The sequence below is a fragment of the Nostoc sp. genome (assembly GCF_036917935.1).
GTDB lineage: Bacteria > Cyanobacteriota > Cyanobacteriia > Cyanobacteriales > Nostocaceae > Nostoc.
Window position 1 is genome coordinate 1 of record NZ_JBALEL010000009.1, and the last position, 24,714, is coordinate 24,714.

Annotated in this window: 14 protein-coding genes and 1 pseudogene; 5 read left to right on the plus strand and 10 right to left on the minus strand. The window is 42.8% G+C overall.

Features of this window, described 5'->3' with window-relative positions:
• The 3 genes from V7K62_RS05075 to V7K62_RS05085 all read left to right on the plus strand — a co-directional run.
• Window positions 1-723: S-layer homology domain-containing protein (locus V7K62_RS05075; RefSeq protein ID WP_334862333.1), on the plus strand; the 723-nt coding region annotated here is incomplete at its 5' end.
• 465 nt (window positions 724-1,188) lie between these two features.
• The gene (gene argZ, locus V7K62_RS05080) at window positions 1,189-3,300 is read left to right on the plus strand and encodes a bifunctional arginine dihydrolase/ornithine cyclodeaminase (RefSeq protein WP_334862335.1); all 2,112 of its coding nucleotides are present in this window, start codon (window positions 1,189-1,191) and stop codon (window positions 3,298-3,300) included.
• A gap of 33 nt (window positions 3,301-3,333) precedes the next feature.
• The gene (locus V7K62_RS05085) at window positions 3,334-3,858 is read left to right on the plus strand and encodes a DUF2085 domain-containing protein (RefSeq protein ID WP_334862337.1); all 525 of its coding nucleotides are present in this window, start codon (window positions 3,334-3,336) and stop codon (window positions 3,856-3,858) included.
• Window positions 3,859-3,903: 45 nt separating this feature from the next.
• On the opposite strand, the gene V7K62_RS05090 is transcribed toward V7K62_RS05085, so the two are convergent.
• From V7K62_RS05090 to V7K62_RS05135, 10 genes are all read right to left on the minus strand, one after another.
• Complete coding sequence (locus tag V7K62_RS05090) at window positions 3,904-4,113, minus strand: PIN domain-containing protein (RefSeq protein WP_334862339.1); 210 nt, start codon at window positions 4,111-4,113, stop codon at window positions 3,904-3,906.
• Window positions 4,114-4,351: 238 nt separating this feature from the next.
• Window positions 4,352-7,882 (minus strand): methionine synthase, encoded by a 3,531-nt coding sequence (metH, locus tag V7K62_RS05095; protein WP_334862341.1) that lies wholly within the window; start codon window positions 7,880-7,882, stop codon window positions 4,352-4,354.
• A 478-nt stretch (window positions 7,883-8,360) separates the two neighbouring features.
• Window positions 8,361-8,672: a hypothetical protein gene (locus tag V7K62_RS05100; protein WP_442937224.1), complete on the minus strand. Its 312-nt coding sequence runs from the start codon at window positions 8,670-8,672 to the stop codon at window positions 8,361-8,363.
• Window positions 8,673-8,683: 11 nt separating this feature from the next.
• Entirely contained in the window at window positions 8,684-9,961 is a 1,278-nt protein-coding gene (locus tag V7K62_RS05105; protein WP_334862343.1) for a glycosyltransferase, read from the minus strand.
• A 558-nt stretch (window positions 9,962-10,519) separates the two neighbouring features.
• A complete protein-coding gene (locus V7K62_RS05110; protein WP_334862411.1) occupies window positions 10,520-11,806 on the minus strand; it encodes a glycosyltransferase in 1,287 nt (428 codons plus the stop codon).
• A 115-nt stretch (window positions 11,807-11,921) separates the two neighbouring features.
• Entirely contained in the window at window positions 11,922-12,389 is a 468-nt protein-coding gene (locus V7K62_RS05115) for a DUF2141 domain-containing protein (RefSeq protein ID WP_334862345.1), read from the minus strand.
• Between the two features lie 34 nt (window positions 12,390-12,423).
• Complete coding sequence (locus V7K62_RS05120) at window positions 12,424-13,407, minus strand: glycosyltransferase family 2 protein (protein WP_334862346.1); 984 nt, start codon at window positions 13,405-13,407, stop codon at window positions 12,424-12,426.
• 188 nt (window positions 13,408-13,595) lie between these two features.
• Window positions 13,596-14,600 carry an NAD-dependent epimerase/dehydratase family protein gene (locus V7K62_RS05125; protein WP_334862348.1) on the minus strand — a complete coding sequence of 335 codons (1,005 nt, stop codon included), beginning with the start codon at window positions 14,598-14,600 and terminating at the stop codon, window positions 13,596-13,598.
• 208 nt (window positions 14,601-14,808) lie between these two features.
• Window positions 14,809-15,987 (minus strand): ABC transporter permease DevC, encoded by a 1,179-nt coding sequence (devC, locus tag V7K62_RS05130; RefSeq protein ID WP_334862350.1) that lies wholly within the window; start codon window positions 15,985-15,987, stop codon window positions 14,809-14,811.
• A gap of 60 nt (window positions 15,988-16,047) precedes the next feature.
• A complete protein-coding gene (locus V7K62_RS05135; RefSeq protein ID WP_334862351.1) occupies window positions 16,048-17,256 on the minus strand; it encodes an ABC exporter membrane fusion protein in 1,209 nt (402 codons plus the stop codon).
• 1,406 nt (window positions 17,257-18,662) lie between these two features.
• Here V7K62_RS05135 and V7K62_RS05140 point away from each other — a divergent pair.
• Window positions 18,663-18,923: pseudogene (locus tag V7K62_RS05140) on the plus strand (hypothetical protein).
• 242 nt (window positions 18,924-19,165) lie between these two features.
• Window positions 19,166-24,580 (plus strand): beta-ketoacyl synthase N-terminal-like domain-containing protein, encoded by a 5,415-nt coding sequence (locus tag V7K62_RS05145; protein WP_334862352.1) that lies wholly within the window; start codon window positions 19,166-19,168, stop codon window positions 24,578-24,580.
• Window positions 24,581-24,714: the final 134 nt, after the last annotated feature.

Consider the following 24,714-nt stretch of genomic DNA (forward strand, 5'->3'; position numbering starts at 1 on the left):
ACCCCAACAACTCCAACCCCAACAACTCCAACCCCAACAACTCCAACCCCAACAACTCCAACCCCAACAACTCCAACCCCAACAACTCCAACCCCAACAACTCCAACCCCGACAACTCCAACACCTACAACTCCAACACCTACAATCGAATTAACCGATATTGCAAATCATTGGGCAGGTGAGTTTATTCGGGAATTAGTCAAATTGGGGATAGTTAATGGTTTTCCCGATCGCACATTTAAACCCGATGCGACCATGACACGGGCGCAATACGCGGCATTACTGGTAAAAGCTTTCAACCCATCGCCAAACCGCCCGGTGAGCAAATTCAAAGATGTACCAGCAGACTTCTGGGCATCTAAGGTAATTCAGCAAGCATATCAAGGTTTATTTCTCTCTGGTTTTCCCGACAATACCTTTGGCCCCAACAAAAATATCCAGCGCGTGCAAGTGATTGTCTCTCTGGTGAATGGACTGGGGTTATCTAGCGATGGTACGGCAACTATCAAAGTTTTCGATGACCAAGCAAAGATTCCTGAATATGCCAAGGATGAGGTAGTAAAAGCTATAGACAAGGAAATTATCGTCAATTACCCAAACCTGAAACAACTCAATCCTACCCGCGATGCTACACGCGGCGAGGTAGCGGCGATAGTCTATCAAGCTTTGGTAGATGCTGGTCGTGTAGCAGCAATCAACTCGTCTTATATAGTGACTGCTTGATTGGCAATTGAAGAGGAGGAGAGCGATCTTGACTTTTGATGTCAATGTAGAAAAGTCCACGAAAAGCCTAACCCCCTAACCCCCTTCCCGATGCGGGAAGGGGGAAAATTCAAAACCTCTCTCCTTTTAGGAGAGAGGTTTTCTAGATGCCGTGAAAAGTCAAAAGAGCGATCGCCACCAAATATTTGCTGCTTTTAATGGTGTTTTTACTTGCCCCACTTGACTGGAAACCCAGATTAAATCAGGCTTTCTTAATTTTGAATTTTGTTAGCGAGTCCGAGAGCGTCATTTTGAATTTTGAATTGGTATTATTACCATCTTCCAGTAATAGAATTAATAACGAAGCCTTTGTAAAGTCTTCAACTATCAAAAGATAGAAGCTCTAGTAGCAGATTTTACCTGTAGAAAAACAAAAATCTGTATTCAAAGTAAGCTTGTAGCATATAAAACGCTTGTAAGATTTTTATGACTTCCCGGATTCGCTTTTTAATGTGCCCTCCTGACCACTACGATGTAGACTATGTGATTAATCCTTGGATGGAAGGGAATATTCACAAATCATCGCGCGATCGCGCCGTGGAACAGTGGCAGGGACTACACCAGATCCTTAAACAACACGCCATTGTAGACTTAGTACCACCTGAAAAAGGCTGGCCTGATTTGGTTTTTACCGCCAACGCTGGCTTAGTACTAGGCGATAACGTCGTCCTCAGTCGCTTTTTGCACAAAGAACGTCAGGGAGAGGAGCCTTTCTTCAAGCAATGGTTTGAGGCAAATGGTTATACAGTCAATGAACTTCCTAAAGATTTGCCCTTTGAGGGAGCAGGAGACGCACTGCTAGATCGGGAAGGACGTTGGTTATGGGCGGGATACGGTTTCCGCTCGGAATTAGATTCTCACCCTTATTTAGCTAAATGGCTGGATATTGAGGTGCTATCCCTGCGACTCATAGACGAACGTTTCTATCACCTGGATACCTGTTTTTGTCCCCTAGCAAATGGCTATTTGCTGTACTATCCCGGTGCTTTTGATTCTTACTCCAACCGCTTAATTGAAATGCGAGTCGCACCAGAAAAGCGAATCGCACTTGCTGAGGCTGATGCAGTCAACTTCGCTTGTAATGCAGTGAATGTGGATAGCATTGTCATTATGAACAAGGCGAGTGATGTTTTAAAAACCCGCCTTGCAGATGTAGGTTTCCAAGTGCTGGAAACGCCGCTAACGGAATTTCTCAAAGCTGGTGGTGCGGCTAAATGCTTAACTTTGCGGGTTACAGAACCAGTTAGAGATGAAATTCATGCCAATGTCTCGGTAGAAAGCCGCGTCATTCGGATGGAAGGACACTTGCTAGATGCTGGCTTAATTAACCGCGCTTTGGATTTGATTATAGATGCCGGGGGAAGTTTCAAAGTCCTGAATTTCAACTTGGGAGAACAGCGTCAAAGTACTTCAGCCGCCGAGGTGAGGGTATCAGCACCATCTCATGAGGTGATGGAAGAAATCATCTCAATGTTGATTGATTTGGGTGCAGTAGACTTACCCCATGATGAGCGAGACGCGATCTTGGAGCCTGTGATCCAAGATGGCGTAGCGCCTGATGATTTCTACGTCAGTACCATTTACCCCACCGAAGTGCGAATTAATGGTCACTGGGTGAAGGTAGAAAATCAGCGGATGGATGGCGCGATCGCAATTACTCAAACTCCCACAGGTTTAGTTGCTCAGTGTAAAATACTACGCGATTTAAAAGTTGGTGAACAGGTAATTGTAGACGTGTTAGGTATCCGCACCATCCGCAAAACTGAATCGCGGGAACTCCGCAGCACTCAAGAATTCAGCTTTATGTCGGCGGGCGTTTCCAGCGAACGACGCGTGGAATTGGTCGTTGAACAAGTGGCTTGGGAATTACGTAAAATCCGTGATGCTGGTGGTAAAGTAGTTGTCACGGCTGGGCCTGTGGTGATTCACACTGGTGGCGGCGAACACTTGGCGCAACTGGTTCGAGAAGGATATGTACAGGCGTTGCTGGGTGGGAATGCGATCGCAGTTCACGACATCGAGCAAAATATCATGGGCACTTCCTTGGGTGTGGACATGAAGCGGGGTGTCGCCGTCCGTGGTGGACACCGCCATCACCTCAAGGTAATTAATAGTATCCGCCGTTATGGCAGCATTCCGAAAGCTGTGGAGGCGGGAGCAATTAAAAGTGGCGTGATGTATGAATGTGTCCACAATAATGTACCTTTTGTGCTTGCAGGTTCGATTCGGGATGACGGGCCTTTGCCTGATACCCAAATGGATTTGATTCAAGCACAGGAGGAATATGCCAAACACCTAGAAGGTGCGGAGATGATTTTGATGTTGTCATCAATGCTGCACTCGATTGGCGTGGGGAATATGACTCCGGCAGGGGTGAAGATGGTGTGTGTGGATATTAATCCCGCTGTGGTAACTAAGTTAAGCGATCGCGGTTCTGTAGAATCGGTGGGTGTAGTCACAGATGTGGGATTATTCCTCAGTCTGTTAATTCAGCAGTTGGATAAGTTGACAAGTCCGTATATTAATAAGGTAGGTTAAAAGAACGAACCGCAGAGGCGCAGAGAAAGGGAGATGACAAGAGTAGCTTTCAGTGAAGAGTTGCAGGTTAATTGGGTTAGTTTGATTGCTGATTTCTTGTTGGTAGGGATGGTTTTTGGCCCACCTATCGCTCCCTTTTTGGCTGCGTCTGGGGTGTCTTTGCTTCCTGGAATTGCGGACATCATTTATTTCATGGGTAATCATGTCTGTCCGCAACCAGATATGGGGTTAGATTTAGCACCACCGTTTATTATGGCTGTGTGTATGCGCTGCTACGGCACTGTCACGGGTTTGCTGATTACTCGTCTGTTGTATGGCGTAACTGGTGGTAAGGGATTTTACTGGTTAAGTCAGTATCGCGGGAGTGGTGTGGCTTTAGCAAGTGTGTTGATGATGGCTTATCCTTTGGAATTAGCAGCGCAGGTTTTCGGTTGGTGGAGTTTTAATAACTATCTGGTTACGCCTTTTGGGTTAATTACAGGTTTGGCGTGGGGATTGTTTACCATGCCTATCTTACATGGGTGGCGGGTTGCTAAAACCAGCTTGCATCAATTGTAGAAAAAGTTTTTCGGCATTTACATTTAGCCTTTGACATCGCGATCGCTACCAGCCAATAATTTCTAATGTTGATACTTTCGCAAATTCCCGATCCGCCGTTACTAGGTTCGCAGTTGCCTGAAGCGCGATCGCTGCGATGATTGCGTCGGGTAGTTTCAGCCGATATTGCTGACGAAGTTGGATAGTTTGCTCAATTAACATCGTATCACTAGCCATTAGACTAACAACTTCCAATACGGTTCGGTTAAGGTGCATAGGTTTTAAAGATCCCCCTTAGTCCCCCTTAAAAAGGGGGAAATAGAGCGATTTTTAGTCCCCCCTTTTTAAGGGGGGTTGGGGGGATCGTGTCTTATCCGAACCGTATTGCTTTGAATCTTACTCCCCAACGCTAGTAGGGAAGGGGCTGTTCTTGTTAGGTCTCTATTGAAGGCCCCTGGAAAATCCAGGGCAAAATACCACTAACACCAAGCCTATTGCCTTAACGAATAGGATTCTACGCGCTAAAGTATTTCGCTAATGGGTGATAGGTAATAATCGCAGTGGTAGACTGTTCTGGATAAAGTTGTTCACTTTCATCCATATACAACTTAATCTTGTCAGTCTGCAATAACTCCAGTTGCTTGTACTGATCCTGAATATTTGGACAAGCTGGATACCCAAAACTATACCGTGAGCCACGATAGCGTTGTGCTAATATATCCCGAATATTGTCGGGTTCTTCAGCAGCAAAGCCTAACTCTCGGCGAATTCTGGCGTGTGTCCATTCAGCTACAGCTTCCGCAACCTGTACCGCCATACCGTGGAAATACAGATAATCTGTATATTGATTGGCAGCAAACAGCTTTTGGGCAAATTCTGTGGCAATTTCACCCACAGTCACCGCTTGCATCGGGAAGACATCAATAATTCCCGACTCCTTTGGTGCAAAGAAATCTGCTATGCACAGCCGCCTTAAAGACTTCTGTCTAGGAAACTCAAAAGTTGCAACCTGTTGTGAGTGGTTTTCTGAGTCATATATATGTAGAGAATTTCCCTCAGATTGACAAGGGAAATATCCATACATCACTTGGGGATGCAACAGATTCTCTTCAATAATACGGTGTTTCCAAGTTTCTAAAACTGGGTACACTTTCTCAGCTAAGAAAGCCTGATATTCTTCCTTAGATTGTTCCTTCGGTTTGCGGAATTGCCACTGTCCAGCAATCAAAGCTTGTAAATCCAAGTGCCAGAATATTTCTTCGATGGGAATATCACTAGGCTGCAATAACTCTGTTCCCCAAAAAGGCGGCGTGGGACGTTCAATATCTATCGCCACAGCATCAGAACGTCTTGTATCTACTTCTTTTGGTTCAGCAGATGTTGTTTTCTCACCAGTTGTAGTTACTGATTCTTTGTTACCATTCGTCGAAACTTCAGCAGTTTCGACTTCGTTCAAAAATCCCTGCAAATCTTGCCAGTTATCAGCGGCCTTTGCTGGCATTAATTTATCCATGAAGTGCAAGTCAGAAAAGGCATCTTTGCCATAAACAACTTTACCTTTATAGGTTTTTTGGCAATCTTCATAGACAAACTTGGGAGTCAGTGCCGCACCACCTAAAATCACGGGTACACTAATTCCCTTTTCGTTGAATATCTCTAAATTCTCTTTCATGAAAGCGGTGGATTTCACCAGCAAACCACTCATGGCAATACAATCAGGTTTGTACTGTTCGTAAGCGTTGATGATGTTTTCCACTGGCTGTTTAATTCCCAGGTTAATCACCTTATAGCCGTTGTTGGATAAGATAATATCCACCAAGTTTTTACCAATGTCGTGGACATCGCCTTTAACTGTGGCAATGATAAAGGTTCCCTTAGCATTGTTGCCAGATTCCGATTTTTCCATGAACGGTTCTAGAAAGGCCACCGCCGCTTTCATGGTTTCCGCAGATTGCAAGACGAAGGGTAACTGCATTTGTCCAGAACCGAATAATTCCCCGACAACTTTCATCCCATCTAGCAGGAAGGTGTTGATAATTTGCAAGGGGGGATATTCTTCTAGAGCTTTTTTCAGATGTTCTTCTAAGCCAATGCGTTCACCGTCGATGATATGGCGTTTCAGACGTTCGGGGATAGGGAGACTTTCATCTAAGGAGCGATCGCGTTTTGTCGTCACCCCAGCAAATACTGTGGTAAGCTCTCCCAATGGATCGTAAACGCAGACGTTACCCTCAAACTTCCGCTCGTCATAAATCAACTGGCGACAGATTTCTTGATGGCGTGTGTCAATCTTCGCGAGGGGTAAAATCTTGTTAGCGCTGACAATGGCTGCATCCATTCCCGCCGTCGTCGCCTCGTGCAAAAATACTGAGTTCAGCACCATCCGCGAGGCTGGATTTAAACCAAAGGAAATATTGGAAACACCCAAAATTACATGACTTCCAGGCAATCCTTCACGAATGCGCCGGATGGATTCAATTGTGGCTTTACCGTTTTCTCGGTCTTCTTCAATCCCGGTGGAAATTGGTAACGCGAGGGTATCAAAGAAGATTTCTGTGGGTGGTATGCCATATTCTACAGCTTGACGGTATGCGCGTTGGGCGATCGCAAACTTTTTGTCTGCCGTTCGCGCCATCCCATCTTCATCGATAGTACCAATGATCACACCAGCACCGTATTTCTTCGCCAACTCCAGCACCTTCAAAAAGCGCGGTTCCCCATCTTCGTAGTTGGTGGAGTTCAGCAAACACTTACCACCGGCAACTTTTAAACCCGCCTCCATCTTTTCCCATTCGGTGGAGTCAAGCATTAAAGGCAATGTCACATTATTAACAATGCGCGAAACTAATTCGTGCATATCCCTTACACCATCACGTCCCACATAATCGACGTTGATATCAAGGATATGTGCGCCTTCTTTTACCTGCGCCCTCGCCATTGAAACCAGTCCATCCCAATCTTCCGCATTTAGCAAATCGCGGCACTTCTTGGAACCACTGGCGTTCAGACGTTCGCCAACAATCAAGAAGGAATTATCTTGATCGTAAGGCTGAGTGGTGTAAATTGATGCTGCTGCTGGTTCTAAACTTGGTTGTCTAACTTTTGGCTTCAGGTCTTTAGCAAGTTCTGCCAATTGTTGAATGTGTTCTGGACGTGTCCCACAGCAACCCCCGATCACTTGGACACCCAAATCTTCAACAAAATGCATCAATGACATCCGTAATTCCAACGGTGTCAGCCGGTAGTGCGCTTGACCGCCGACGTTCTCAGGTAAACCCGCGTTAGGAATACAGGAAACGATGAAAGGTGAATGTTCTGACAGATACTTGATATGTGGTTTCATCAAGTCTGGGCCAGTGGCACAGTTCAAACCGAGAATGTCAATTGGATAAGGTGCCAAAATTGTCAGCACAGCGCTGATTTCGGAACCAACCAACATTGTGCCCATGCTTTCCATTGTCACAGACACCATCAACGGTCTGCGATCGCCCTTCTTAACAAACACCTCTTCAATTCCATTCAGCGCCGCCTTAATTTGCAGCACATCTTGGCAAGTTTCCACCAGAAATAAATCGACACCACCATCCCACAGCGCCTCTGCTTGTTCAGCAAAAGTAGCTTTCATGGTGTCAAAGTCAATATGTCCCAAGGTAGGGAGTTTAGTTGTGGGGCCGATGGAACCTGCCACAAACCGGGGTTTTTCTGGCGTGGAAAATTCCGCCGCCACACGCTTCGCCAATTCTGCGGCTGTCCTGCTGAGGTAGTAGGCTTGGTCTGCCAAGTCATATTCTGCCAGCACCAGGGACGTACTGCCAAAGGTATCGGTTTCAATCACATCAGCACCAGCAGCGAGAAAGTCGCGGTGAACCTTAGCCACAGCTTCGGGTTTGGTGTGGACTAAGTATTCGTTACAACCTTCATACTGTGGGCCGCCGAAGTCTTCAGCAGTCAGGTTTTGGGTTTGCAGGTTGGTTCCCATCGCCCCGTCGAATACGAGGACTGGGCTATCTGGACTACGCAGGCGTTCAAGGAAAGGATGAGTCATATTTTCCTAGAAGAAATGAGGAAATCAAGTGAGTCTTGTGATACTCGACTTACTTTATTATTTTCTCAAATTGTGATATTTTGGGCATCTTTTAATAAAGTCTATTTTGCTGAAACTCACTATTCGCTCATTTTGACCTGATTTATCAAGATTAGCGATGTCAGAATTATGCAAAAGCGTCCTCATATCATGTCGCTTGATTGCTTATTAAACTTGAAGAACCCCACCCCGCCAAAGTTGCGCTTTCTCTCCCCTAAGAGCAAGCCTACGGTTTACACACAAGTCTGAAATAGCTGATTAACCAAGATTTTACCCCACCCTAACCCTCCTTTGCACTATTGGACAGAAAACCTTGGTCAAACTCGAAGCATCAAGCTTGTAGGGTGGGCAAATATTTGCCCACCCTACAAGTTGTCTTGGTTATGTATATAAATATGTAGAGCGATCGCCCATGTCGAATGTGTTAATTTTTCCTAACTCATGATGCGACTAACTTTTTGCGGCTGGGACGCTTGTACTCTGATTTTTTCTTTAGTCCAACCGCTTGGGCTTGATCGCTATCTGCCCCGTATTGCCCGCGCACAACTTCTTTCATCGCTAATACCGCATTGTGAAATTCCCATTCTGCTAATCGCGCAGCATCAGCAGCAGCATTGGCATCAACCTGAACTCTAGTAGAAGTACCCGATTGCACAAACCGTAAGTAGCCATCGGCGATCGCATTAGTGCCACTGTAGCTTAAACTCTTGATCACCTGTGTAGCTGACTGTGGTTGCGATCGCGTCGGAATATGTTTGACTACTATCGTCTTATACTACCTGTACCTACCTCCACCTTCTGCGCTCCTTCAACGATTTGGTAAAGTTTGTGTTCCAATTTCTGCATACATGCCGACCAATCAAAGTCAAGTATAGAGGGGCGAGCCTGTCTAGTCATATCTGCTTTCAAATCGGGATTTTCCAGAATCGCAATTACCTTTTGGGCAAAATCTGTTGGGTTGTTAGGTTGGGCAAGAAAGCCGTTACGACCAGGAAATACCTGTTCTGAGGTTGACGGTGCAACAACAGCAACCAGAGGGGTTCCAGACGCTAACGCCTCGTTATTTGTAGTGCAGAAGTTCTCGGTAACGGAGGGGTTGACAAAAACATCTGCTCTGGCAAACCAACCTAAAAGTTCCGTACCGTGGGACTCACCCCATACAGTAACACCCGATCCAAACTTTTTAGCACGCTGACGAATCTCTTCATCTAGCGGCCCACTACCAACAATTACCAGATGGACATCAGGGATTTTGGCAGCTATGACTGGAAATATATCAAGCAGTTGGTTGACATTCTTTTCGGGTGTGATGCGTCCGACAAACAAAAGAGTTGGTCGGTTATCATTAGGAATGGGGTCGTAACAGATGTTTCGTGGGTGAAATTTTTCGCAATCGATGCCTTGATAAGCGACGTATTCAGCGCGTTGGCATTTCAGTTCTTCGTATTTAGTGAGTTGTTCTTTAGAAGAGAAGTAAGTGAAGTCATAAGACTCACTAAATTGCTTGACTAAAACGGGAATGATCGGACGAACCAAATTGAAGAAGCGATCTCCAAAGTAATATTTGATGTACGCAACGATATCTGTATGAAAGAGTGATATTATTGGTGTGCCTGTTCGTTTTGCGTATTGAGTGCCGATCGGACGACCATAACCTTGCAAGAAAAATGAGTATAAACCTCTCATTTGCGCGGCTTCTTCAACCACGATAATGTCGGGCTTGAATTTTTCTAGCAACTTGGTATCACTCCAATGTCGATAGTTCAATGGTTGAGGAAGAGACTTGTAGAATACTAGTGGTTCTGTGGGGAATGCGTAAGCAGAGAAATTGGGGAAAGACTGAATTTCCTCTAAACCTGGCATGGGGCGATCGCCGACATTTTTGGGGTAGCGATCGTTGATTTGCGGATGGATTAGAAAAACCTCATGTCCCTGCTCTAGCAACCAACGAACTCGTTGGTGAACTGCAACAGAAACACCAGTTAAGAAAGGAGCGTACAATCCTGTAAACAGTGCAATGCGAAGTTTTTGCTTAGTCATAAAAAAGGGAATATTTCACAAAATTGCTGGTTTTGAACTTAGGATTTACGCAGCTTATGTTTCATGAACATCCTGATTGTTTGGCTCATAAATCCCCACTAATACCGTTAAACTAAGGATTTACACATTGTCAAATAGCCGAAATTGTCGATTTTGAAGTGGATGTTTATAACGCTTCTCGTTTGTGTGCAATAGACTCTGACCTAGCTTCCATTCCTCTCTTCTTGTATGAGAGAGGCTTTGAGGCTTACTCCCCAACGCTAGTAGAGAATGAGTTGGGGGTTAGGTCTGGATTAGACTCAACAACAGACCGTTATATAAACCTGGATTGAAACTATCAAAACATCCAAAATACTAAGTCAAAATCCCCCTTAATATATTTGTCTAAACCCTTGTCATTAATGCAAATAGATTTTGGTAATCAACAATTAAAAACGTGTATTTTGACAAGGGTTATAGCTAATATAGTTCTACTAAATATAAGATAATATAATTTGAAGACTAGGGAATGTTTAGTGTAATAACTTTCATGCCCTAGTTCATATTTAGCGATTTAATTCAAAGAGAAACCTTGTTATTAATAGGCTGATCCAACCATTGATAAGGGCGATATTCAACTAGCCGGATATTCCAGGGCCCTTGAACCCGATAGCTGACACCGCGCCAGGTAACTGTTGATGTCCATAGGGATGATAGCATTGCTAACCCATAAACCCACTGTGTCAAGGGAATCCCAATCAACATTTTGATGATTGTAGCAGCTGATAATTTTGCGTAGACGTGCAACGGCTTGCCGATAGGCATCGCCTGGTCATTAGAGCGAACCATTCGCTGTATCTCTAATTCCAACACCAGCATTATCAAGAGTAATCCGACAGTATAGACACCATAGCAGACTAACAACAGACCCGCAGCTTCCCATTTTGCCTCTAACAACGACTCTAGAACTAAAATGAGCAGTAGAGTCGGAAACAAAATGCTAGAAACAGCTTCACTAACAAGAGCCAACCAACGGGGGTGATACAGTCGAGAACAAAGGATGAGGCGCTTGAGATAGTCTATTAAGTTGAATAAATCAGTCTCTTCACGATTGACTATTAGTAACGAAGGCACAAACTTTACCTGCAAGCCATGTTTTTTCAGGATGTCGTGCATCATAAAATCTTCGCTTAAAGCTTGTCCCCACTTATCTAGCAGTTCTGTTTGGCGAAGTACTTCTGTTTTCACAGCCAAAGTTCCACCCCAAGGAATCTGGAAGATAAACATTTGCACTACTGTGGATACATTGCCGACGTAGCGCACTAAAGAACCCCAATACTTACCTGTAGGTACGTACCAACGATTACCTGTTGTTGCCCCTACTTTGGCATCGCCTAAAGGACTGACTAATTCTCGCAGCCAATTCAGATGGACAATAGTATCAGCATCTACTAAAGCAACCACCTTGTAAGAATCGTCCAACTCACGGATAGCTTGGACTAAAGAACTGCATTTGAGACTACAATTGTTGCGTACTATTCTCAAAGGGCTGATTTGAACGTTGGTTGCTTCTTGCTCTGTGATGGTTTCACTAGCAATTTTCCAAGCGGGATCTTCCTGACTATCAACGATCAATTTTAAATCATACTGTGGATAGTTTTGATTTAGGAGCGATCGCAAACATCTAGGCAAAAACGGATCGGCTCCGCGTAAGCAAAGAATCACTGCGGTTTTGGGTAACTGATCATCTGGTAATAAGTTCTTTTTGGATGAGCGCAGATACCATATAAAGACAAGCGTGAAACACACCTGAATAACCAGCCAACCCGTCAAAGACTTAAACAGAAATATTGCCAAATCTTCCATTAAATTTTTAGTCTCCGACAGAATAAGGGATTGGGGATTGGGCATTGGGCATTGGACATTGGACAGTTGACAGTTGTCCACCGTCAACTGTCCACTCGCCACTCCCCAGTCGCCTTTACGAATCAAGTGAATATTTCATGATGATGTTGACAGTTGTATTTTTGTTTACAACAAAACTGGCATCACGAAACTTTGGTGTACCTGTTTGTATAGACACAGTTGGATTTTTGGAAATTCCAAAACCTTCTTGGGGAATACCGAAAAAGTCTTTATTGAGTTTGCGATCGCCATTCTGATCGTCAACTACGGCGACAGCATAAGTTCCTGGTTTTAAACCGGAGAATTCTTTTTTTACAGAAGTGCCAGTAATCTTAGTACAGCCACTTTGAGATCCGCTAGAATTACTCATCGGAAATCCTTTTTCACTTGCGTAAACTCGGAAGCAAATCTCACCTTTTTGGTGATGTATTCCATTTACCACTACACTTAGTGTTGTAGTTGGCTCTGCATTCACTGTTTTAGCAAAACTGATGCTCACTAAAGTAGCAAGCAAAACATGAGATAGTTGAGATAGTTTCAGCATATTTTTGTAGTCAGAATAGGTGATTTTGATTCGTTCAAAATGTGGCTTGTTGTTTTTTAATTGATGCTTTTCTGCAAGCTTTCCAAAGTCTTGGCAGCGCTATTAGCAAATCTTTCAGCAAAAGATATTCTGTCCCTTTTAACTGCTGATGTAGACTTATATGACAACACAGCCGCTCATTTAAACTCATGGGACTACGCCAGATGGAGAGTATATACTCCCAGATTATTCTCCAATGGGGCAATAAAATTCGTCCTTTCTTTGCTGAATCAAACCATACCGCATACCCATAAAAATCGGGGAGCATACTCAATAATGGTTTTTTGCTTTTGTCAGCAAACAGCAAGTAATTTGGAAAGAACATACTCATAGATTGCTGCGGATGACTTCTGACAAAAAACAGGGATTCAGGGATTTCATAAAACCTACCAAGAATACCAAGTCTTAACAAGAGAATTCCATCTGCATTACCGTAACCACCCATAGGTGGTATTCTTCTCAAAGCACTGGCGCGAATTACGCCATAACATTGATAACATAAATGCTTGGTAAGCAATTCGTGAAAACGCTCGTGTCTTTTTAGTGCATCTGCCTTGAGTTTGATATCGTAATTTTGGAGAAAATTCCCCTGTTCATCAATGAAATATGTTTGGGAGTGACACAAGATTATACTAGGATCTTGGTCAAGTACCTCAACACACTTCTTGATAAAATCTGGCGAATGTAGATCATCATAGGCTGCCCATTTAAAGTACTCACTCGAAGACAATTTAAAGACGCGATTAAAGTTACCAGCACAACCGATATTCTTGTCATTGCGGTAGTAACATATACGTTGGTCTTGTTCGGCATAAGCTCTACAAATTTCTTCAGTTTTATCTGTAGATGCATTATCTGAAATAATTAGCTCAAAATCTTCAAAGGTCTGAGCCAATAGTGAATCTATGGCTTCTTTAATAAATTTTTCACCATTGTATACAGGTAATCCGATGGTCAATCGTGGCTGATTACTACTCATATAAAACAAGTATGCGTAAAATGGTGGATTATTTTATGCTGAATTGCATTTAATTGTTAGGCAGATGCAACGTAAGAATTCAGAAGTCAGAATAATTTGTGGTGTCTAGTTCACCGACTTCTTTAATAAGTCGGTGAGCTAAATTTTTACGTCGTTACAATTCAACAACGATTGCAAAAATCTGTGGACTATTTCATCAAGCTTTGAATATCTGTTTTTTGCAGCCATTCGTGTGTTCGCTGCATTCCTGATTCTAGGTCAACTGTTGGTTTATAATTTAACAAACTTTGGGCTTTGACAATCGAACAAGCGTATGGACGAGTCATAAAATCTATGGACTCTGGTAAGATATCAACTTTTTGCCGAAAAAGTTTTTGTCCTTGAACACGTAGCTTTAGAAACAACTTAATTTCATCTTTCGATAATGAAAGAGGTGCTGATAAACTTTCCATTGCTGCTAAACGCATAAAATACTCTTTCCAGGAAGTTTCTTGTCCGTCGGTGATATTAAATATTTCACCGTAGATTTCTTTTTCTATCGCCAGAAAGATGCCATCAATCAGGTTATCTATATATACGTGATTGATTACTCCTTTACCATCGTTGGCACAGGCAAATAGTTTTTGGCGCATCATCAGAATTGGTCTAACTATCCAGGGAATACTTCCTGGGCCGTAAACATCTCCGGCTCGAATAACGATGATGCCAAAATCTGAAGAATTATTCAGTTCTAAGAGTGCTGTTTCGGCTTCTATTTTCGTTTGACAGTAGGGATTATTTTCGCCAGAGAGTGGCCCGGATTCCGTAACACCATTAGGATAGTTGAAACCGTAAACCATCACGCTGGATAGATGCACAAATGTTTTGACACCAGCCTGTTTAGCGGCTTTAGCTATGTTGACAGTACCGCCAACATTCACATCACGAAAATGCTTAATTGCACCAGTTTCTTCGGCAATTTGCTCTGTATGTAAAACGATATCTACTCCCTGGCAAGCCTTTTGAGCAATAGTAGAATCGGTGATACTACCAATAATTACTTCAACACCTAAATTCTGTAATTGTTTGTTCTGTTCTGTAGAACTTTGCAGTCCACGAACCTTCATTCCTTGCGCTATGGCTAACTCGGCTGTACGCAAACCGACAAATTCATTAATTCCGGTAATTAGGAGGGTTTTGTTTTGGAGGTTCATAAAGTTGAGATTATTGTTAAATAGGTGAATTTTATTTTTTAGATAAAAGACTTCAAAGCTATACAAAATTGGAATTTTTGTAAAGACTTACAATCTAAAATCTAAAATTGGTATAAGGAGCAATTTTTCTGTGGATAGGCTTACCAATGCATAGTTATGAGCCTAGTTCCGGGCAAAACAATTTGATTGTTTTGCTGCTATAAATCACCTAGAAAATATCTCCCGGATCTGCGGAGCGAAGTTTGTTGATAGCAAGCGCTCCTGAAGTTATACACATTAAAACTGTTGAAGTTAAGACAATCAATGCATTATTATTGGTCATAACTATTGGTAGTTTAGTTGCTTCTGCGGCAAAACTATACAACAATACAGAAGTAAGAAATCCGGGAATATAAGCTAATATTGCCAAAATTAAAGCTTGCTGAAATACCACGTTTAACAAATATCTATTGGCATATCCGATGGCTTTTAAAGTGGCGTAAGCAACGAATTGCGTAGCAATATTGCTATAAAGAATTTGATAAACAATAACCACGCCAACAACCGCAGCCATTGTCAACATCAAGTTAAGTATAAAACCAATGGGTGTTCTGACTGCCCAATATTTTTTCTCAAAATCAATGAAGCCTTGACGTGTAAAAACTTGGACATCATTAGGCAAACTGGCTTGTAAATTTTTTAGTACTGTTTCTGCATTAGCACCAGGTTTGAGGGAAATCAAACCGATATCGATCATATCTGCCGGACGAGTATTGGGATTTATCCTCAAGAAAGTTGAGTCACTGACAAGTAAATTGCCGTCTACCCCAAAGGAAGGCCCTAAGGTGAATAAGCCACCAATTCTGACTCTGTAACCAATTAATGAATTGAAGGGAAATATTTCAATTGTTTGTGCAGTGTCTCCCGCATTAAATTTTTCAGCTATTGGGCCAAACTCTGGGCGAGAACCCCGATCAAAAAGCATGACATCGGGAATTTTTAGTTTATCTAAATTTTTCTCAACTTCTGGGAGGTTCATCACCGGTCTACCTGGATCGAAACCAATAACATATATTGAATATTTCTCACCAGTTGCCGGATTTTTAAGTTTGGCAAATTGCAAATACATCGGGCTAACTGACTCTACGCCATCAAACCCCAGTGATTGGTATAAACGAGTCCGCGAAAAGCTTTGATTTGATGTCAAAGATTTATATTGCGAACTAACTAAAAATAAATCTCCCTTGAGATTCTGATGCACTGCGGTTGCACTGGAATAGAGAGCATCTTGAAAACCAAGTTGCACAAACATCAGCAGCACAATAAAACCAATCCCGGCTACAGCTACTAGTAAACGAACTTTTTGCTGGGCTAGCTGTAGCCATGCTAAAGGAATTTTGAAAATCATGAATTTATTTATTAGTTGTTATTTGTCATTTGTTAGTTGTGAATGACTAATGACCAATGACTAAATATGAATGGCGACATCTACCTGTAAGTTGGTTAAACGAGCCACCCGCTCACTATCTGCGAGATTATTGATAGAGATTTTTACCTCAATTATTCTCCGGTCTGTATCTGAACCAGGGTTGAGGCTGAAGATACTTTGCTTGTCAACTTGCCAACCAATTTCTTTCACAGTTCCCTGTAATGTTCCAGTAAATGCAGTGCTATTAATGGTGGCTTTTTGTCCTACACGCACTTTTTGAACATCGGTTTGATACACCTCTGCAATCACATACATTTGAGATGTCTTACCTATTTCAGCAAATCCTCTGCTGGTGCTGATAACTTCTCCGGTTTTGGCGTGAATTTTCAAAATTTTGCCATTTATGGGAGATTTGATATAACTTAAGTCCAAGTCGGCTTTTGCTTGTTGAACAGAAGTTGTTGCACTGTTGACTTCGGTTTGTGCCACCTGAACATCTACACTACGCACTTCACTAATACTAGTGAGTTGGGCTTGTGCTTGCTTGCGTTGTGCTTGGAATGTGTCTTGAGTTCGCTTGAGAGTGGCTTGGGCTTCTGTTAGCTGCTGTTGTGTAGTCTTTAGTTGCAAAGCTTTGGTATCTGCTATAGAAGCCGCGATCGCACCTTGTTTGTATAATTGCTGATAGCGATCGTTCTCGGCTTGAGCGTTGTCTACTTCCGCCTGGATGCGGTCAATTGTCGCCTGTTGTGTAGCAACATCTCCCTTATATTGTGGCTCTAACCTGGCGATTACAGCTTTTTGAGCATCAACATCTCCGGTTTTACCTCCAGATTTCACCTGCGCTAATTTAGCTTTGGCAACTTGCAGCTGGTCTAAAGCCTGTTGTAATGCGGTTCTAGAACGACCATAATTTTCTAGATAGGCCAATAATTGCCCTGCTTTAACCGCATCTCCTTCTTTCACCAACAGTCTATCTACTCGCACCCCATTATTAGAAGTGGGAGCAGTCAAAGTAGTAACTTCGCCTTCTGGCTCCAAACGTCCCAAAGCAGTCACAGCAACTTTCGCAGGTGTGGCAGCTTTTGGAGGATTTGCTGGTGCTATCACAACTTTAGGTTTAGACCAATAGGGTGTCAAACTATAGAAAGCGATTAATCCAGCCGCTAAAGTCAGAGAAGCTGCTAAAATTACTTGCGATCGCCCTACGGGTTTTGTGAATAATCGACTTTCTTTATTTACTGCCATATTTTCATTCCAATTCTGCTTTTTTAGGGGATAACTTGGTTATATTTAGTCGATTAGAATAGACTCATCCGCAAATTACCAAGAGGGCTTTTCCTCTAGGTTTTCTACCTTAATCAAGTGGATGGGTCTAAATTGGTTTTATATGAATTGTTGTACGCTTTTACCGCCCAAACTTAGTATTATGGCGTGAAAATTCATGGCGTGTAACTTCAAAGCTTCCTAAGTTATATCCTAATTTGACATCTAATCCCGTAGCGTAAAATACAATAGTGCTAGTCAGAAAACTTAACTTTCAAGAACAACGAAGCGCTAATAAAAATGAACTAAAAATTTGGATAAACTTGTTATTAACTATGGCGTAAAATATGATTTTTGTCAACCAATTTAATTTGTATAAGTCCTAATCCTCTCACTAAAATATCTCATCGCAGTCAGATTCGAGACTGAATATTTTACTCATCACTAATCCATTGTCTAGCAATTGAATACCAACAAATAGTTAGTTTTTAAGCAGATTTGATATTACTAACAGATTATTATTAGCAAGGTTGTGTACTATAAGACATTCTGATAGTGATTCCCAGTAGGGGAAATTCATGAATTGCCCCTACTGAAAACTATTTCACCCATATTATGTTTATTACACAACATACCAAAAATTAACATTTGCTTTATAAATAACCGCTTTGCTTCTTAACTTGACTTATATTCAAAAGTAACCAACAACTTTGACTCAATTATGATGTTTCTCTGAGAAAAAATACTTATAGTTATTCGAGTTATCTATGTATTCATCGAATTTTTACTTACTAGACAACAGATTTGTAGTGTTAATTTACAGTGGTTTTCATTTAATTGAATCACAGATGTTGTGAAGAACATTGCTCATAGGTGTCAACTTAAGCCCAAAGCCTTTTCAAACCTCGTTTCCAGCCTCTGGCTGGAAATGCTGATCGTTGCGGCTCTGCCGCGAGTAAGGGAGGCGGAGCCTCAATTAAGGGCATTCCTAGTCTCCGACTGGGAAGGAGGTAACGAGGTAAATCTCTCACACCTTTATGTAGTTATAAATTATACTTTTATGCTGAATTTAATTCCAAATTCACATCAGTAACAGGATAGGCTTGTTTATAAAATAACTTTAAAGGAATGATTTAGTTTCTGTAAAGTATGCTAGTGTTTTTATTAATTCAATGCTTTAAAGTGGTTAAAGAAACTAGTTATTTAATTGAGATTTGGAAATTAAAAATAACTAAAGAGAACTGCTTTGTCATCAGCTTGTGATCGTTTAATTACTTTTCTAACTTGCATAAACTCGGATTAAAGGCGGTGTCTTTTCTGTAACGAACTTGTCAACTTTCCTGGGTTAAATACCATAAAATATATTATCCCGGACGTTGAAACTGGCTATGACATTGATCGAGATACAGAACGTTGTCATTAATACCAGCTATTTTGCTGCAATTAAGCTAGATAATCAAACGGTGTCGGGTGAAAAAAGTGTTTCTGTTTCCTTAGCTACTCCTCAGTTTTTATTGCTCCAGTAGGATACCATTGCTCAAAATCTCTACTATTACAAATGGATTGAATTCACTGGTTAAGCAGCTATTACACTCCAAGACTATTTTACCAGTTTTAACAACGTTATCGACCTATTGCCACAATATTAAGAGTCTAGCGTTGTCTAACATTTTTTCGCGATGTCTACGACGGGCTACGCCTACGCTGTGTGCCAAAATCGCCTATAAATCTAAGGCTTTAACAGGGCAGTATGTGTCGTGTGGTGTCGATTTGGAGAAAAGCATTTAGCACAGATAGGATAGCTAGCTGCTTACAAGATGAGAGATTTTCATTATTTAGTAGGCAACAGAAATTACTGTAGCTACACAATCCACAGTACTAACTATGCCCTATGTCTGCTTATTCAATTGATAGTGCCTTAGCGGAGTTAGAAAGCCTTGTCAATAATTGTGAAAAGGCTGTGATGAGGTCTATAGAGGAAAAAAACATGAAGTCAGATAAATCAGATAAAACAGTGTCAATTAACAGAATTAACAGACAATTACAGCACAATCCTATCGCCATTGTTGGGATGGCTTCTCTATTGCCTAAAGCCAGAAATTTACGGGAATACTGGCAAAATATTGTAAACAAAATTGATTGTATTACTGATGTTCCTTCCACTCATTGGAGTGTCGAAGATTATTACGATCCGAATCCCAGAACTACTGAAGATAAAACCTACTGCAAAAGAGGTGGGTTTCTTCCAGAGGTTGATTTTAACCCGATGGAATTCGGTATACCACCCAGCATTTTGGAAGTCACAGATGTATCGCAACTATTAAGTTTAGTGGTTGCAAAAGAGGCGATGGAAGATGCAGGTTATGGCGAAAAACGTGAGTTTAGCCGCGAGACTGTTGGCGTAATCTTAGGCGTGGCGATGGCCAAGCAGTTAGGAATGCCACTTTCTGCGAGGTTGGAATATCCGATTTGGGAAAAAGTTCTCAAAAGCAGTGGTTTATCCGATGAAGATACCAAAAAAATCGTTGATAAAATCAAAAGCGCTTATGTGAAATGGGATGAGAACGCTTTCCCTGGAATGTTAGCTAACGTAGTCGCGGGTAGAATTGCCAATCGCCTAAATTTTGGCGGGATGAATTGTGTAGTTGATGCTGCTTGTGCTAGTTCCTTCGGTGCTTTAAAAATGGCAATTAGTGAGCTAGTTGAGCATCGTTCTGATATGATGCTGACTGGTGGTGTTGATACCGATAACACCATTATGGCTTACATATCATTCAGCAAAACACCGGCGGTTTCTCCTAGTGAAAATGTCAAACCTTTCGATGCTAAATCTGATGGGATGATGCTGGGTGAAGGGATTGGGATGATTGTCCTCAAACGGCTGGAAGATGCTGAACGCGACAACGATAAAATCTATGCCGTAATTAAAGGTATTGGTACTTCCAGCGATGGACGTTATAAGAGCATTTATGCTCCGCGCAAAGAAGGCCAAATTAAAGCCTTAGAACGTGCTTATGAAGATGCCGGTTTCTCTCCCGCTACCGTTGGTTTGATGGAAGCACATGGCACCGGTACAATGGCTGGAGATCCGACAGAATTCGGTTCTTTAAAAGACTTTTTTGGCGAACATGATGACAAGAAACAGCACATCGCTTTGGGTAGTGTAAAATCGCAAATTGGACACACAAAAGCGGCTGCGGGTGCGGCGAGTTTGATTAAAACTGCTTTGGCTTTACATCACAAAGTATTACCGCCGACAATTAACATCACTGAGCCGAACCCCAAACTAAATATTAAAAATTCGGCCTTTTATTTGAATACCGAAACTAGACCTTGGATTCGTGCAGAAGGGGAAGCACCAAGACGCGCGGGGGTAAGTTCTTTTGGCTTTGGCGGCACCAATTATCACGTCGTTTTGGAAGAATATGAAGCTGACCAAAACGCCGCTTATCGCTTACATAGTGATGCTAGTGAAGTGCTGTTATTTGCTCCCACAGTAGACCAATTGTTGAGCAAATCAGAAGAGATTTTAGGTAAGTTGCGATCGCCAGACGCACGTACACACTATGCAGAATTAGTCAAGGAATGCAAATCGCCACAAATTCCCCTCTCTGCTGCCAGATTTGGGTTTGTAGCTGAGAATCTTGAAGACGCTTGCAAGTTGTTGCAAACTAGCATTGACTGGCTGAAACACAAAGGAACAGCAGCATCTTGGGAGCATCCCCAAGGGATTTATTACCGCGCCTCTGGTATGGAGTTGGGCGGAAAAGTTGTCTCTCTATTTTCTGGTCAAGGTTCGCAATACTTGGAGATGGGGCGCGAACTGGTGATGAATTTTCCTTTGATGCGGCGTCTTCATGGCTATATGGATAGCTTGTTAATCAAAGATAATTTGCAGCCATTATCAGAAATCGTTTTTCCTCATCCGGTGTTTGAGGAAGCAGAAAAAAATGTCCAAATTGCTGCCTTACAACGCACAGAATACGCTCAACCAGCCATCGGGGTGTTGAGTGCAGGGATGTACAGCATACTGCAACAAGCTGGGTTCAAGTCAGATTTTGTGGCGGGACATAGCTTTGGAGAACTCACAGCACTATGGGCTGCGGGGGTTTTGAGTACAGAAGATTACTTGTTCTTAGTGAAAGCTAGGGGTCAAGCAATGGCTGCACCCGAAGACCCGGATCATGATGCGGGTAGTATGTTGGCTGTTAAAGAAGATATCAGCAAAGTGGAAGCTGTGCTGAGACATTTTCCCCAAGTTGCGATCGCTAATCAAAATTCTCCCACTCAATTTGTCTTGGCTGGTCCCACCGGAGAAATAGCGAGAATCAGAGAGGCTTTACACGAGAAAGGATATACAGCTGTATTGTTACCTGTATCAGCAGCTTTCCATACACCACTAATCGCCTTTGCTCAAAAATCCTTTGCGATCGCTACTAAGTCTGTCAAGTTCCAAAGTCCGAGAATCCCTGTTTACAGCAACGTCACCAGCAAGCAGTATCCCAACGAACCTCAAGGTATTCAAAAAATCCTGGAAACGCACCTTTCCAACTCAGTGCTGTTTAAACAGGAAATTGAAAATATCTATGCAGCCGGTGGTACTTGCTTTGTGGAATTTGGCCCAAGGAAAATTCTGACCAATTTGGTAAAAGATATCCTTGGCGATCGCCCTCATCTTACCGTATCTTTAAACCCCAGCACTCAAAAGAATAGCGATCGCTCTTTGCGAGAAGCAGTTGTGCAGTTGCGGGTAATTGGTCTGGCTTTGACTAACCTCGATCCTTACCAACTTCCCCAAACTATACCGCCAATTGAGACGAAGAAGACATTAAATGTCCGTTTAAACGGCATCAACTACAGATCCGAAAAAACGAAAAATGCCTTCGCTCTAGCTTTGCAAGATGGGCATAAAGTCACATTACCCAGCCCCGAATCTTCTGAAGCGGCTCCTTTATTTAGCAGCCCAGGTGTAACTCCACCTCTGGCGGTGATCGAGACTAACGGACATAAAAAAACACCTGCGATCGCTAACGTTGTGACTGCTAATATCATCACCCAAACAGAGCAACAGATGAATCCTGTGACCCTTTCACAACCAGCCCAGGAATCTAAGATGCAACCAACGCCAGAAAAGCTGACAAATTACGAACAACTTTTAGCAAGTTTAGAATACCTGCTAACACAGTTTCAGGAAAATCAAGCCGAGAATTTACAAGTTCACGGTACTTATCTCAACCATCAAATGGAATACGCCAAAGCGTTTTTCCAACTGATGCAACAGCAGAATTCTTTGTTGAGTGAAAGTAAATCAACAGCCGAAACTGCCAAAATGAAGCTAGTTGTGATGGAAAGCTTAGAGCGCAGCATGATGCAGTTTCATTCCCAACAAGGTGAAACTCTACGCATCCATGAGCAATATCTCCAAGAGCAGTTGGAATATACCAAAAACTTTTTCCAACTCATCCAGCAAGAGTATTCTCAAATCATCTCAGGTGAGGGAATAACTCAACTAACAGAGAAACTAAGCAATTTCACTCCGTTCACCACAGAAACAACTGTTACTGATGCACCCGTAGCTCCTACTACCAAGCTAGTAGAAAGCCAGCCTTTGCCTGTAACTGAGCCTGTAGCTAAAAATGCCTTAAATGTTACCCAAGCACCTCTGCCGTCTGCTGTAGAGCCTGTAGTTGCAAGTGCCTACTCCTCCCCACTTCCTACTCCCCACTTCGCCACTGTCGAGACAGTAGAGCCTGTAGTCGCGCCACCTGTCCCAGTAGTAGAACCTCAAGCTGAGGTTGTAGTCAAAATTAGCTCACCTCCAGTCAACGAAGTTGTTGCATTCACCCCAGAACCAGCACCCACAACTGCTGCACCTGTATCTGGCGCAACTATCGATATTGTTGACTTGGATAAAAACCTCTTAGCCATTACCAGCGACAAGACGGGCTACCCAGTCGAGATGCTGGAAATGGATATGGACATGGAGGCGGATTTAGGAATTGACTCTATCAAACGGGTGGAAATCTTAGGGGCGTTACAAGAGATGTACCCCAACCTACCCAAGCCCAATTTAGAAGAACTGTCAGAAAAACGCACCATCGGCCAAGTTGTAGAGTATCTGCAATCCCACGCTTCCAAAAGTATTACTGTAGAAATTGCAGTTCACGAAGTACAACAACCAACCGAGATTCTAGTAGAGGCTGCACCCGTAGTTGAGGTAGTTACTGCACCGGAAGTAAGCGTAGTTGTTGCATTCACCCCAGAACCAGAACCCGCTACAAGTGATGAATTTGCAAACTTAGGTGAAACCCTGTTAGCCATCACCAGTGATAAGACGGGCTACCCAGTCGAGATGCTGGAACTGGACATGGACATGGAAGCCGACTTGGGGATTGACTCCATCAAACGGGTAGAAATCTTAGGGGCGATGCAAGAAATGTACCCCAACTTACCCAAGCCAAATATCGAAGAACTCGGCGATCTCCGCACCATCGGTCAAATAGTCGATTACCTACAGCAGTTGGCTGGAGGTGAAAAAAAAAAGTCTGAGCCTGAGTTTGTCCAACAGCGATCGCCTGAATTAGAGCATAATATCCAGCGCCATCCCGTCAAACTCAGAAGCCTACCACAGCCCGATTATTTGGATTTCACGTTACCAGAGGGACATATCGGTTTAATCACCGATGATGGTTCCCTCACCACTTATAAATTAGCTGAATCTCTAATCGAGAAAGGCTGGAAGGTAGTAGTTGTCAGCTTCCCCCAATCGCTGATCGCCCAACAAGCGCCATTACCTACAGGAGTAACCCGCGTCACCTTAGCAAACTTGAGTGAAGAACATCTTCAACAACAATTGCAAGCGATCGCATCTCATTGCGGAACGATTGGGGCTTTCATCCATCTACATCCAATGTTTGTAGGAAATAACACTGGGAGTATTTCTTATAACGAATCAGAAAAGGCGATCGTTAAGCACGTATTTTTGATGGCGAAACACCTGAAACCCTCTCTAAACGAAGCTGCGCGTCATGGACGTAGTTGTTTCTGCACAGTTGCTCACCTTGATGGCGCCTTCGGTTTAGAGTACAAAGTCAACTTCGGTGCGATCGGTGCTGGCTTGTTCGGATTAACTAAGACTCTGAGATGGGAATGGCCAAAGGTGTTTACTCGTGCGATCGACCTAAGTCCCAGACTTGATGCCAAACAGTCAGTACAAAACATCATAGCCGAGCTTCACGATCCCAATCTTTATATTAGTGAAGTTGGGTATGGTTCAAAGGGACGAGTCACCATTCTCGCTGATTAAAAATCTCTTCTCTCTGCGCCTCTGCTTGAGATTTTCGTTTAGTGAGCAATGCTGATATCTAAGTACGCAGTTTCGTAAATTCGTGGACAATTGAGGGTTTGATTTTAAACGCAAAGGGGCGCAGGGTAAAGCGC

Excerpts from the sequence above, each read along its gene's own strand:
- devC (WP_334862350.1), bottom strand. The coding sequence starts at position 15,987 with ATGATTTTCAAAATTCCTTTAGCATGGCTACAGCTAGCCCAGCAAAAA.
- V7K62_RS05090 (WP_334862339.1), bottom strand. The coding sequence starts at position 4,113 with ATGCACCTTAACCGAACCGTATTGGAAGTTGTTAGTCTAATGGCTAGT.
- V7K62_RS05085 (WP_334862337.1), top strand. The coding sequence starts at position 3,334 with ATGACAAGAGTAGCTTTCAGTGAAGAGTTGCAGGTTAATTGGGTTAGT.
- V7K62_RS05120 (WP_334862346.1), bottom strand. The coding sequence starts at position 13,407 with ATGAGTAGTAATCAGCCACGATTGACCATCGGATTACCTGTATACAAT.
- V7K62_RS05145 (WP_334862352.1), top strand. The coding sequence starts at position 19,166 with ATGTCTGCTTATTCAATTGATAGTGCCTTAGCGGAGTTAGAAAGCCTT.
- V7K62_RS05135 (WP_334862351.1), bottom strand. The coding sequence starts at position 17,256 with ATGGCAGTAAATAAAGAAAGTCGATTATTCACAAAACCCGTAGGGCGA.
- V7K62_RS05115 (WP_334862345.1), bottom strand. The coding sequence starts at position 12,389 with ATGCTGAAACTATCTCAACTATCTCATGTTTTGCTTGCTACTTTAGTG.
- V7K62_RS05110 (WP_334862411.1), bottom strand. The coding sequence starts at position 11,806 with ATGGAAGATTTGGCAATATTTCTGTTTAAGTCTTTGACGGGTTGGCTG.
- V7K62_RS05105 (WP_334862343.1), bottom strand. The coding sequence starts at position 9,961 with ATGACTAAGCAAAAACTTCGCATTGCACTGTTTACAGGATTGTACGCT.
- V7K62_RS05125 (WP_334862348.1), bottom strand. The coding sequence starts at position 14,600 with ATGAACCTCCAAAACAAAACCCTCCTAATTACCGGAATTAATGAATTT.
- metH (WP_334862341.1), bottom strand. The coding sequence starts at position 7,882 with ATGACTCATCCTTTCCTTGAACGCCTGCGTAGTCCAGATAGCCCAGTC.
- argZ (WP_334862335.1), top strand. The coding sequence starts at position 1,189 with ATGACTTCCCGGATTCGCTTTTTAATGTGCCCTCCTGACCACTACGAT.